The sequence below is a fragment of the Serpentinicella sp. ANB-PHB4 genome, assembly GCF_031432315.1.
Taxonomy (GTDB): domain Bacteria; phylum Bacillota; class Clostridia; order Peptostreptococcales; family Natronincolaceae; genus Serpentinicella.
On sequence record NZ_JAVKGO010000001.1, the window covers coordinates 85,986 to 98,653 of the forward strand.

General features: G+C 31.0%; 11 protein-coding genes. 10 read left to right on the forward strand and 1 reads right to left on the reverse strand.

What is annotated here, in order from left to right; translation table 11 throughout:
* Positions 1 to 246 precede the first annotated feature (246 nt).
* Both RH915_RS00515 and holA read left to right on the forward strand, forming a co-directional pair.
* A complete protein-coding gene (locus tag RH915_RS00515) occupies positions 247 to 1,536 on the forward strand; it encodes a ComEC/Rec2 family competence protein (RefSeq protein WP_310477736.1) in 1,290 nt (429 codons plus the stop codon).
* Positions 1,526 to 2,557 carry a DNA polymerase III subunit delta gene (holA, locus tag RH915_RS00520; protein WP_310477282.1) on the forward strand — a complete coding sequence of 344 codons (1,032 nt, stop codon included), beginning with the start codon at positions 1,526 to 1,528 and terminating at the stop codon, positions 2,555 to 2,557. Before RH915_RS00515 ends, holA begins: the two co-directional genes overlap by 11 nt.
* 73 nt (positions 2,558 to 2,630) lie before the next feature.
* On the opposite strand, the gene rpsT is transcribed toward holA, so the two are convergent.
* The gene (rpsT, locus tag RH915_RS00525; protein WP_310477283.1) at positions 2,631 to 2,894 is read right to left on the reverse strand and encodes a 30S ribosomal protein S20; all 264 of its coding nucleotides are present in this window, start codon (positions 2,892 to 2,894) and stop codon (positions 2,631 to 2,633) included.
* 331 nt (positions 2,895 to 3,225) lie between these two features.
* Between rpsT and gpr the strand changes: the two genes are divergently transcribed.
* The 8 genes from gpr (at position 3,226) to dnaK (ending at position 12,620) form a co-directional block, all read left to right on the forward strand.
* Positions 3,226 to 4,197, forward strand: a complete 972-nt coding sequence (gene gpr, locus RH915_RS00530) for a GPR endopeptidase (protein WP_310477284.1) — start codon at positions 3,226 to 3,228, stop codon at positions 4,195 to 4,197.
* 66 nt (positions 4,198 to 4,263) lie between these two features.
* On the forward strand, positions 4,264 to 5,445 hold the full coding sequence (gene spoIIP, locus RH915_RS00535; RefSeq protein ID WP_310477285.1) for a stage II sporulation protein P: 1,182 nt from the start codon (positions 4,264 to 4,266) through the stop codon (positions 5,443 to 5,445).
* Positions 5,446 to 5,490: 45 nt separating this feature from the next.
* Positions 5,491 to 5,718, forward strand: a complete 228-nt coding sequence (locus tag RH915_RS00540; protein ID WP_310477286.1) for a hypothetical protein — start codon at positions 5,491 to 5,493, stop codon at positions 5,716 to 5,718.
* 234 nt (positions 5,719 to 5,952) lie between these two features.
* The gene (lepA, locus tag RH915_RS00545; protein WP_310477287.1) at positions 5,953 to 7,758 is read left to right on the forward strand and encodes a translation elongation factor 4; all 1,806 of its coding nucleotides are present in this window, start codon (positions 5,953 to 5,955) and stop codon (positions 7,756 to 7,758) included.
* A gap of 84 nt (positions 7,759 to 7,842) precedes the next feature.
* A complete protein-coding gene (hemW, locus tag RH915_RS00550; RefSeq protein WP_310477288.1) occupies positions 7,843 to 8,982 on the forward strand; it encodes a radical SAM family heme chaperone HemW in 1,140 nt (379 codons plus the stop codon).
* Between the two features lie 103 nt (positions 8,983 to 9,085).
* A complete protein-coding gene (hrcA, locus tag RH915_RS00555) occupies positions 9,086 to 10,117 on the forward strand; it encodes a heat-inducible transcriptional repressor HrcA (RefSeq protein ID WP_310477289.1) in 1,032 nt (343 codons plus the stop codon).
* A gap of 74 nt (positions 10,118 to 10,191) precedes the next feature.
* Positions 10,192 to 10,740, forward strand: coding sequence for a nucleotide exchange factor GrpE (gene grpE, locus RH915_RS00560; protein WP_310477290.1), 549 nt, complete (start codon positions 10,192 to 10,194; stop codon positions 10,738 to 10,740).
* A gap of 41 nt (positions 10,741 to 10,781) precedes the next feature.
* Positions 10,782 to 12,620: a molecular chaperone DnaK gene (gene dnaK / locus RH915_RS00565; protein WP_310477291.1), complete on the forward strand. Its 1,839-nt coding sequence runs from the start codon at positions 10,782 to 10,784 to the stop codon at positions 12,618 to 12,620.
* Positions 12,621 to 12,668 lie beyond the last annotated feature (48 nt).

Consider the following 12,668-nt stretch of genomic DNA (forward strand, 5'->3'; position numbering starts at 1 on the left):
TATAAACCACAAAAATAGAAAGTCATGATGACTTTCTATTTTTCTTTTAGTATAATTTATACAATGATTAATATTTTGGAGGAAAATGTGAGAAGACCAATACCATTAATTTTTGTATCATTTATTTTGGGAATTTTGTTTAGTTTTCACACGGATATATTCATTTATCCAATATTCATTTTTATATTATGCCTCTTTATATGCTTAGAAATTAGGCTTAGAAGTAATGTGGTCATATGCTTGTTAATGACTTTATTCTTTCTTACTGGTGTTGTTGTTATGGATTACCATTCGAATAAAGTAACAGTCTTTACGGATGAAGCGTTTGAAGGTGTACCTATAGATGCAAAAGTGTTAAGCCAGGGAATAAAAAGGAAATATTCTACTGAGTTTACAGCGTCGAATGCTTTTGGCGAGAAAATTTTATTGCGAGTTTCAGACCTAGAAGAAAAATTTAAACCAGGAGATAGAATAAGAATAAATAGATATAGAATAGAACCTATTGATGTAGATGCTAATGATTATTTTATGTATGTGAGAAGTCAGAATATATATTCTATCATTAATACATATCAAAAGGATATAGGGTTAATAAAAGAGGGAGAACGTTCACCAGCTGGAATAGCTTTTACTACTAGAACTTATGCAGAAAGTTATTTAGATGAATCTTTTAAAATTAACCAAAGCAATTTTTTGAAAAGCTTAATATTTGGAAATCAAGGTTATTTATCTCCGGAATCCCGTGAGGTTTATAGTAAAAGCGGTACCGCACATATTATTGCAGTGTCCGGATTACATGTAGGTCTATTAATTCTTTTTATACATTATGGTTTAGCCGCAATAGATATAGGGAAGAAAAAAATAAAAATGATAACGGTGTTTTTCCTATTATTCTATGCTTACATAGTAAATTTTCCAGTATCAATTCTAAGAGCAATGTCTATGTATTATTTGTATATCCTTGCCTATTTAACTGAAAGAAAATATGATCCAATTAATGCTTTAGCATTGATTGCCTTTGTTTTGGTATTGTATAATCCTTACGTTTTATTTTCTGTATCTTTTCAACTTTCTTTTATGGCTACATTATCAATTTTATTATTCTACAAACTGATTGAAGTGTACTTAGAGAAGTTTATACATAATCCTAAAATAAAATCGTTACTTGCAGTTACATTATCGGCGCAACTAGGTACAATGCCAATTATAGCATTTCATTTTAACTACATATCTTTTATTTCTATTATAGCAAATTTATTAATAGTACCAGTAATTGGTGTATTGATAGCACTTGTACTTATGAGTATTATAATAGGGGTATTATCAAGCCAAATTGCTTCATTATTAAACATTGTAATTTCAGCTTTTGTATCTTATATCCATATTATCGCAACAATATGTAGTAGATTTTTTTTGGCGGGAATAAATATCGATAACTTTCAAGCGAAATACGCTTTATTTTATTATTTAATACTATGTTTTTTATACAATATATTAAATAAAAAACATATTGATGGAGGAAAAAATGAGCTATAAAGAAATTGTAGAAGACATAAAAAAAAATACATTTGAAAAAGTATACCTGTTTTATGGCGAAGAAGTATATTTAGTTAAGCATTTTGCAAACGAGTTGCGTAAAAAGGTTGTAAAAAATGAGTTTGAAGAATTAAACTATATAGAAATGGATGAAAAAGAGTTTTCAATAGATGATTTTGTGAATGCATCAGAGACATTGCCATTTATGTCAAATAAAAAACTTATTTTAATTAAGTACCCAGAGCTATTCAGCAGTAAAAAGAAACAACTTACTGATGAAGAAGAGGAACAGATAATATCTCAAATCAATAATATACCTGACACCACTTGTTTAGTATTTATTGCACAAAATGTAGATACTAGAAGAAAATTAACAAAAACCATTAAAAAAAATGGAAAGATAATAGACTTTCAAAAATTACAGATTAGTGAATTGAAAAGGTGGATTGAAAAAAAGCTAAAAATTAAAGAAAAGATTATCTCAAAAGATAATATTCAGTATTTAATTGAAAACCTAACCTACGTTCAAAAAAATAGCGAACAAACCTTATATGATGTAGATAATGAATTAAACAAACTTATTGCATATGTTGGCGAAAGAAAAGAGATAAACAGGGATGATATTGATAAGTTATATGTATCCTTATTACAAAACAATATTTTTATGCTTTTAGATCATATTGAAAGAAAAGACATACATAAGGCGATATTAGCACTAAATAATATCATTGTAAATGGTGAACCAATTATAAAAATTTTAGTTATGATGAGTAATCATATAAGAAATTTATTAAAATCTAAATTATTATTAGAACAAGGTTACTCTTCGAAAATGATATCAAGTGAACTAAAATTACATCCTTTTGTCGCAAGCAAATGTGTAAATCAATCGAAATTATTTAAAATAAAAGAGTTAAAAAATTTAGTTGCTTTATCCTTGGATTTTGATTTTAAGATTAAACAAGGGCAAATTGATTCTGAATTAGCTTTAGAATTACTCATAATAGAAATGTGTAAATAATTTTAAAAAAGCGTACATTATTTAATGTACGCTTTGTCTATGAAAAACCTGAGACACGGTTTTGTGTTATTTACTATACAGCTTGGTTAACTCTTTTTGCAAATCTAGATACTTTTCTAGATGCTTTAGACTTATGAATAACATTTTTTGCAGCAGCTTGGTGTAACTTCTTCTCTACAACTTTTAACCTTGCTTGTGCATCTTCAAAATTTCCATTTGCTAATGCATCTTCAAATCTTTTGATTGCAGTTTTAAGTTGAGATTTGATTATTTTGTTTCTTGCTGTTTTCTTTGCAATAACTTTAATTCGCTTTTGAGCGGATTTAATATTTGCCAATTGATTCACCCCCTTATGTGGTCATTAACACAGTAATTCTACCAAAAAAACCTGCTGAATGCAATAAGAATTTATATATATATCTAATTTATTTCCGTTGGGCTGCTTAATTATACAGAATAGCTTTTAAAATAAAATGCTTGATTGTTAAGTTGCGCAATTAAATCACTTTAAATTTGACAAATAAGTAGTGCAAAATTTTTCATTCATCATTTTTTGGAATGCTATATTCTGTTCTGAAAAAGAAAATATATATTAGATATATATAATTAATAAATATGGCTATTTTGTCACATAATATACAATAAATTATGAAATGAGGTGAACTACAGTGATACAGATAAGAACGGACCTTGCCATGGAAGCTAGAGAGTTGTATCAGGAAAAAAACAATAAAGAAGTTGAAGGTGTGGCTGTAGATAGAGATGAACTAAACAATGCAACCATTACTCGAGTGGAGATTCTAGATGAACATGGTGTAGAAATCATGGGTAAAGAAAAAGGAAAATATATAACGATAGAATGTCCTTCACTACGAAAAGCCGATGCAGACCTTAAAGATGAAATAAGTAAACTATTAGCAAAAGAAATAAATCAATTGATTAATAAAAAAAATTTAAAAGCGTTAGTAGTTGGCTTAGGAAATTGGAATGTAACACCCGATGCATTAGGCCCTAAAGTTGTATCTAAAGTTTTTGTGACAAGACATCTATTTAAAATGTATAACAAAGATTCGGACAATGATATTAATGAAATAAGTGCAATTTCTCCTGGTGTAATGGGCACTACAGGTTTAGAAACAAGTGAAATAATAAAAGGAATAGTCGAAAAGTCAAAACCCGATTTAGTAATTGCAGTTGATGCTTTAGCGTCAAGAAAAATGGAAAGGGTCAATACGACAATTCAGATATCAACATCGGGTATTAGCCCTGGATCTGGAGTTGGAAATAATAGAAAAGCGTTAAATGAATCCTACCTAGGAGTTCCGGTGATTGCTATAGGAGTTCCTACTGTTGTTGATGCAGCAACACTCACAAATGATACAATTCAGCTTGTAATATCATCTATGACAAAAGAATCTAAACCAGGAACTGAATTCTATAATATGCTAGGACAACTTAAAGAAGAAGAAAAGTACCAATTAATGAAAGAAGCACTTGATCCATATGGAGCCAACTTGGTTGTAACACCTAAGGAGGTAGATGAAATTATAAATAATATGGCACAAATAATTTCTAATTCAATAAATATAGCAATTCATCCATCAATCGATCTTAAAGATGTCAATCGATACATTAATTAGTTAGAATAAAAATCTTGTACCTTTCATATAAATTCGTAAGCAACTAATGAGAAAGGTGGGAGATTTTTGAATAAAATAAAAGAATTTATTACTAAGGACTACTATAACCTAATAATTGTTTTGTTAATTATAGTTATTTTGTTCCTGTCATTAAAAATTGTTATTGATCAAGGTGTGAGTTATTTTACCACAACAGAAAATAGAATAGACTTTCTTGAAACATCAATTAATCATACTTTTCCAGCAACACGAGATGAACAAAAAGAACCAATTATAAAAAAAGTTCAATCAAACCTATTAGGAATATTTTTCGGTATAGATGTTCAAGATCCAATAACCTATGCCCAAGTACAATTTCCGGCCTCGAGTTTACATCAGAACAATGAGAGTGTGAATGTTGCAAGTAGAAGTGGAACTAGAAAAAGTGAATTTAATATAAGAGAAGAAGCTGAGTTCGTTTTTGAAGAATTCAAAATTGAATCGGATACAAATACCGAAAAAAATATAGAAAATAATGAAGAAAGCAGTGAAAGTGGAGAAGAATTAGTGATAGATAGTCGAAAAAATATAGATTTACCAGATGTTAGAAAACCAGAAAAAATAAATTTTAAAGCTGATAAACCTCAAATACTTATATACCATACTCATACTACAGAATCATATAAACCAGCCTCAGAAGGGAATTATCATTCTTTAAGAGAAGAATATAATGTCACGACAATTGGTAGGATTATAACTGAAGAATTAGAGAAAAGAGGATTTAATGTCATACATGATACAACTTATCATGACTATCCATCCTATGGAGGTTCCTATGGAAGATCCTTAGAAACAGCTAAAGGAATACTGAAAAATAATGACTCTATTCAAGTTGTATTGGATGTTCACAGAGACGGGTATAATCATATTGACACCAACCCGAATAGAGATCGTATAATTGAAAGTAATAGAGCTAAAATAAATGGTGAAACTACAACGAAATTTCAGTTTGTAGTAGGTCCTGATGCAGAAAATAGAACTCAAATTGAAACTTTTGCAAATTTTATTACAGCCGTAGGCGAAGAAATGTATCCTGGATTTACTAAGCCTGTTTTAGTAAAACCCTATGGACGATACAATCTGTTTTTGACAGATTATACTGCATTATTAGAGTTAGGAAGTAATGCTAATACAATAGAAGAAGCCAAAAGAAGCGCTATATATTTTGCAGATGTACTAGCTACGTCATTAGAAATCTTAGGTGAATAGTTTAAAATAGCAAAAAATAGTAAACACTGTTAACTGGTGATGAAAATGTTAAGAATGGAAAGAAAAAGGTTAATAAGAAAAAGAAAAAGAAGAATTAGATTGGTTATCACATCAATTTTTATCATGTTAATCGTAGGGATTGTTGCCGTAGACCAATCTACAGAAACAAATAGACGAATAGTCCGTATTGAAAGAAATAATAATGAAATAACCTTGTTTATGTTAGGAAATGAAATTGATTTAAGCTTTATACGAATACTTAATAATTTATAAACGCAAATCAATGTAATTTTACTATACCTTAAACTCGGGTAATTATAGTTAGCAATTACACAACTATACAATATCCATTTAAAAATGCCGAAAATATTTCGGCATTTTTAAAGTTATATATATAAATAATTATCGACTTTTTTGCTTAACAACACTAAAACCTACCAACAAAGTATATAATGTGATATAATTTAAAAGATTGTTTATACGTATTAAAAAAGGAGCGATTTTTACATGCCAAGTGATAAACAAAAGCAAATTAGAAACTTTTCAATTATTGCCCATATAGATCACGGAAAATCTACCTTGGCTGATAGACTTATAGAATCGACAGGTTTAGTAAGTGAACGAGAGATGCAAGAACAGTTACTTGATAATATGGATCTTGAGAGAGAACGTGGTATTACAATAAAACTGCAAAATATTAGATTAATCTATCAAGCCAAAGACGGTGAAGAGTATTATTTAAATTTAATCGATACTCCTGGGCATGTAGACTTTAACTATGAAGTTTCAAGGAGTTTAGCTGCGTGTGAGGGTGCGATATTAGTTGTTGATGCAGCTCAAGGAATTGAAGCACAAACATTAGCAAATGTTTATTTAGCATTAGAACAAGATTTAGAGATAATACCCGTAATAAATAAAATAGATTTACCAAGTGCCAGGCCCGATGAAATTAAGAAAGAGATTGAAGATGTCATAGGACTAGAAGCAGATGATGCACCACTAATTTCAGCAAAAGATGGTTTAAATATTACAGATGTATTAGAAGCAATTGTAAAAAAAGTTCCAGCACCTGCGGGAAATGTAGATGAACCATTAAAGGCACTGATATTTGATTCTTACTATGACAACTACAAAGGTGTTGTAGCATACGTAAGAATCAAAGAAGGAACATTGAAAAAAGGGACAAAAATCAAAATGATGGCTACTAATAAAATTTTCGAGGTAACAGAAGTAGGAATAATGTCGCCTAATCAAATAGAAGTAGATACTTTAAATCCTGGAGATGTCGGATATGTAGCCGCTAGTATAAAAGACGTAAGAAACTGTAGAGTCGGTGATACAATTACTGAAGCGGATAATCCAACAGATTCTCCATTGCCAGGGTATAGAAAAGTCTCATCAATGGTGTATTGTGGAATATACCCTGCTGAAGGAGAAAAATATGAAGATATCAGAGATGCACTTGAGAAACTACAGGTAAATGATGCTGCACTAGTGTTTGAACCAGAGACTTCAGCAGCCTTAGGCTTTGGTTTTAGATGTGGATTTTTAGGTCTACTACATATGGAGATTGTTCAAGAAAGACTAGAACGAGAATTTAATTTAGACTTAGTTACAACTGCACCAAGTGTTATTTATAGGGTAACAAAAACCAATAATGAGGTTATAATGATACAGAACCCAGCAAACTTACCAGATCCTCAAGAGATATTAAAAATGGAAGAACCTATTGTAAAAGCAGATATAATGGTTCCAACTACATATGTAGGTGCTGTGATGGATCTTTGTCAAGATCGACGGGGGCAAATGAAGAATATGGAGTACATAGAAGAAACAAGAGTTGTTCTTCACTATGAACTACCATTAAATGAAGTAATATATGATTTTTTTGATGCACTTAAATCAAAAACAAAAGGTTATGGGTCATTAGATTATGAGTTTATAGGCTACAATGAGTCTAAACTTGTTAAGTTAGATATTTTAATTAATTCAGAACAAGTTGATGCCCTTTCATTTATCGTACATGATACTAAAGCTTATGCAAGAGGTAAAGCTATGTGTGAAAAGTTAAAGGATGAAATACCGAGACATCAATTTGCAGTACCAGTACAAGCATCTATTGGCAATAAAGTTATTGCAAGAGAGACAATTAGAGCTTTACGAAAAGACGTGTTATCTAAGTGTTACGGAGGAGATATCTCCAGGAAGAAAAAATTATTAGAAAAACAAAAAGAAGGTAAAAAAAGAATGAGACAAGTGGGGAATGTAGAAGTACCACAAAAAGCATTTATGTCAGTTTTAAAATTAGATTAACCAAATGGACCAGTCAGTGGGCAATGTTTTATAAATTCCCGTTTGACTGGTTTTTATAAAAAGATTATAGAAAAGGTGTTATTTATGGAGAAGATTGGGTTATATGTACATATCCCATTTTGTGAGAAGAAATGCTATTATTGCGATTTTAACTCTTTAATCGCACATGATAAGGATATTAATAAGTATATAACTGCTTTAACTAAAGAGATGGCCTTAATGAAGGAACAATATCAAAATAAATACAAGATGGAAACAATATTCATTGGTGGTGGTACACCTTCTCTACTTACAAATGAGAATATAGAAATAGTAATAAACAATATTCATAAGTATTTTACAGTTTCTTCAGATGCAGAGATTTCAATTGAAGTGAACCCAGGAACAGTAACAAAAGAAAAATTAATGCAATATCTGAAATTAGGAATAAATAGACTTAGTTTTGGGTTACAATCTACTAATAGTAAAAGATTAAAAGAAATTGGACGCATACATACTTTTGAACAATACTATAATAACGTCCATAACGCAAAACTAGTAGGGTTTAAAAACATTAATACAGATTTAATATTTGCATTGCCTAACCAAACCATAGAAGAATGGACTTTGGGTCTGAAACGTATAGTAGATTTAGGAATACCTCATATATCTGCATATAGTCTAATTATAGAAGAAGGAACACCATTTTATATGTGGAGGGAAGATGGCAAACTTTATCAGCCCGACGAGGATGTAGAGTTAAACATGTATAGAGAGGCAATAGCTCTACTAAAAGACAAAGGATATATACATTATGAAATATCCAATTTTGCTCTGCCTGACTTAGCGTGTCGGCATAATATAAATTATTGGCGCAATGGACAATACTTAGGTCTTGGCGTAAGTGCCCATTCTCACATTAATAACCAGCGATTTAGCAATAAAAATAATATAGAAGAATACATTCACGATATTGATTATGGAATTGCACCTTTAGAATCTTGTGAGAAAATTACTGTAAACGATCAAATAAGTGAAACAATGTTTTTAGGGCTACGTTTGCTATCGGGGATACAAATTAGCGAATTTAAGAATAGATTTGGTAAGAGCCCTTTTGAAATCTACGAAGACAAGTTAACAATACTCCAAAACAGAGGACTGGTTAACATCAGTGAGGATAAAATATGCCTAACACACGATGGTGTTTATTTATCTAATGTTGTATTTCGAGAGTTGCTATTATAAAAATATATAAAGTGACTTGACAAAAATTATATGAAATGATATTTTATAGTCATAATAATTAGCACTCATTTAAAGTGAGTGCTAATAATGTAAGGTGATTCTAATGAAATTAAATGAAAGAAAGACTTTAATCTTACAGGCTATTATACAGGATTATATACAGTCAGCGGAGCCAGTAGGTTCCAGAACCTTATCCAAGAAGTATGAATTGGGTGTTAGTCCTGCAACAATACGAAATGAAATGTCGGACTTAGAAGAATTAGGTTATTTGAAACAACCTCATACCTCATCAGGAAGAATTCCATCTGATAAAGGATATAGACTGTATGTTGATAAACTTATGGAGACGCAAAAAAATGCAGTGCTCCATAACCAACAAATTAATACAGATATAATGCGTAAATTTGGTGAAGTAGAACAGTTGCTTGAATATAGTTCTAAAATTATATCTCAGCTAACAAACTACACTTCAATTGTTTTAGCACCACAAATACAAGAAAATAAAATAAAACACATTCAACTAATACCAATTGATAGCAATAGTATATTGGCTGTGATCGTAACAGAAACTGGTGTTATAAGAAATCCAATTTTACGAATTAGAGAAAGGATTTCACCGGATACTTTAGAACAAATTTCAAACTTCATTAATACCAAGGTTCAGGGAAAAACAATAAAAGAAATAGAAAAGGTTCTTTTAACTGAAATACAATATGAGTTAAGACAATATTCAGATGTCATTGAAACATTAGTGCCTGAACTAGCTAATGTGATAGAAGCAGTTAACGACTACGGGTTATACCTTAGTGGCACAACCAATATTTTTAACTTTCCAGAATTTAATGATTTGTTCAAAGCAAAAGCATTCTTAACAATGCTTGAGGAACGACAGCTTCTAAGCAGTCTAATTACAACAGCTAATGACAATAAATTAAACATCTCAATTGGTAGTGAGAATATGCATAAAGAAGCAAGCGAATGTAGTTTAGTAACAGCTACTTATGAAATTGAAGGTAGTGTTGTAGGTTGGTTAACTGTTATAGGCCCGACGAGAATGGACTATTCAAATGTAGTAAGTTCGATGATTCATTTAAGTGGGCATATTAATAGTTTATTAACAAAAAGGTACAAATAACATATAAAGTGCGAAGTGCTTAGGCGTTTTGCACTCTATCTTTGTTTTTATTATAAAAGGGTAGGTGATCTAAAATGAATCAAGAAAAAAGTAAAGAAGTGATAGAAGAGGAAGTTGAGAGTGAGTTAGAAGCAACTGAATCTGAAATTCAAGAGCAACAAGAAGATCAAGAAGACAATAAACTTGAAAAATTATTAGAAGAAAAAGAAAAAGAAAACATAGAATTAAACAACAAGTATCAAAGACTACAAGCAGATTTTATCAACTTTAAAAAGAGAACAGAGAAAGAAAAGAGTGACATATACCTATACGCTGCAGAAGATATGGCTCTAGAGCTTTTAGGTATTATCGATGGATTAGAAAGAGCTATTGACTCACAGAAGGAAGAGACTAGTTTCGGTGAGGGAATAAAGATGATACTTAAACAGTTAAAAGATATCCTACATAAGCATGGCATTAAGGAAATAGAGGCAATGGGACAACCGTTTGATCTTAACTTTCATCATGCAGTTATGAAAGAAGAATATGATGGAGAAAAAGACATCGTAATAGAAGTTTTTCAAAAAGGTTACACAATACATAAAAAAGTATTGCGTCCAGCTATGGTTAAAGTTTCTGAATAATAATTTTAAATATAAAACAATAAATTTGGAGGAGGATATATATGAGTAAAGTAATAGGAATTGATTTAGGAACAACAAACTCATGTGTTGCTGTATTAGAGGGAGGAGAACCTGTTGTTATACAAAATTCTGAAGGAAATAGAACAACCCCTTCTATAGTAGCATTTGGAAAAGATGGAGAGAGAATTATTGGGGAACCAGCTAAACGACAAGCTGTAACAAATCCAGAAAAAACGATAATGTCAATAAAAACACATATGGGATCAGACCACAAAGTTAAAATTGATGATAAAGATTATACACCTCAAGATATATCTGCGATGATTTTACAAAAACTAAAAGCAGATGCTGAAGCATACTTAGGTCAAAAAGTTACCGATGCAGTAATTACAGTGCCTGCATATTTTAGTGATAGTCAAAGACAAGCGACAAAGGATGCAGGAAAGATTGCTGGATTAAATGTACAAAGAATTATCAATGAGCCTACTGCCGCATCATTAGCTTATGGACTTGATAAAGGTGACACACAGCAAAAAGTTCTAGTATACGATTTAGGTGGTGGAACATTTGATGTATCAATACTTGAATTAGGTGATGGTGTATTTGAAGTTTTAGCAACAAGTGGAGACAATAATCTAGGTGGAGATGACTTTGATAAAGCTGTTATTGATTTCTTAGCTCAAGAATTTAAGAAACAGGAAAACATTGACCTAAGAGAAGATAAAATGGCACTACAAAGGTTAAAGGAAGCTGCAGAAAAAGCGAAAAAAGAACTTTCAAGTACAATGACAACAAATATTAATCTGCCTTTTATTACTGCTACAAATACTGGACCAAAGCACTTAAATATTGATTTAACAAGAGCAAAATTCAATGAATTGACTGGTCATTTAGTTGACAAAACTATTGAACCGATGAAAAAATCATTAAATGATGCAGGACTTTCACCACAGGATATTGATAAAGTGATACTAGTAGGGGGATCTACACGTATCCCAGCAGTTCAAGAAGCGGTAACAAAAGTAACAGGAAAAGATCCTCATAAAGGTATTAATCCAGATGAATGTGTAGCTGTAGGAGCATCTATACAGGCAGGTGTATTAACTGGTGAGGTTAAAGATGTATTATTACTTGATGTTACACCACTTTCTTTAGGGATTGAGACATTAGGTGGCGTATTTACAAAATTAATTGAAAGAAATACTACAATTCCTACCAAGAAAAGCCAAACTTTCTCAACAGCTGCTGATAATCAACCAAGTGTAGATATCCATGTATTACAAGGGGAAAGATCAATGGCTGCTGATAATACGACAATGGGTAGATTCGAATTGTCTGGAATACCACCAGCACCAAGAGGAGTGCCTCAAATCGAAGTAACTTTTGATATCGATGCAAATGGTATTGTAAACGTATCAGCTAAAGATTTAGGTACTGGAAAAGAACAAAAAATTACAATTACATCATCTACAAATTTATCAGAAGAAGAAATAGAAGCTAAAGTTAAAGAATCTGAAAAGTTTGCAGAAGAAGATAAAAAGCGTAAAGAAAAAATAGAAGTAACAAACCAAGCCGATTCTTTAATTTATCAGACAGAAAAGACTTTAAAAGAACTTGAAGGTAAGATCGCAAAAGAAGAAGAAGAAAAAGTAACTGCAGAAATAGAGAAATTAAAGAAAGCACTTGAATCTGATAATGTAGAAGAGATGAAGAAAGCTATAGAAGATTTAACAAATGCATTCCATGCTATTTCTCAACAAATGTATCAACAAGCTGGTCAAGAAGAGGGAGCAGCTCCAGATGGTACGCAACAAAATAGTGAAGATAATGTAGTTGATGCAGAATATGAAGAAGTACAAGATGAGGAAGAAGAAAAGTAAAGTAAATGTATGAGGACACCCTAAAGGGTGTCCTCATAATTAGCATAT

Coding starts and splice junctions, on each gene's coding strand:
- RH915_RS00515 (WP_310477736.1), top strand. CDS start 247: ATGACTTTATTCTTTCTTACTGGTGTTGTTGTTATGGATTACCATTCG.
- holA (WP_310477282.1), top strand. CDS start 1,526: ATGAGCTATAAAGAAATTGTAGAAGACATAAAAAAAAATACATTTGAA.
- RH915_RS00540 (WP_310477286.1), top strand. CDS start 5,491: ATGTTAAGAATGGAAAGAAAAAGGTTAATAAGAAAAAGAAAAAGAAGA.
- lepA (WP_310477287.1), top strand. CDS start 5,953: ATGCCAAGTGATAAACAAAAGCAAATTAGAAACTTTTCAATTATTGCC.
- hemW (WP_310477288.1), top strand. CDS start 7,843: ATGGAGAAGATTGGGTTATATGTACATATCCCATTTTGTGAGAAGAAA.
- hrcA (WP_310477289.1), top strand. CDS start 9,086: ATGAAATTAAATGAAAGAAAGACTTTAATCTTACAGGCTATTATACAG.
- grpE (WP_310477290.1), top strand. CDS start 10,192: ATGAATCAAGAAAAAAGTAAAGAAGTGATAGAAGAGGAAGTTGAGAGT.
- dnaK (WP_310477291.1), top strand. CDS start 10,782: ATGAGTAAAGTAATAGGAATTGATTTAGGAACAACAAACTCATGTGTT.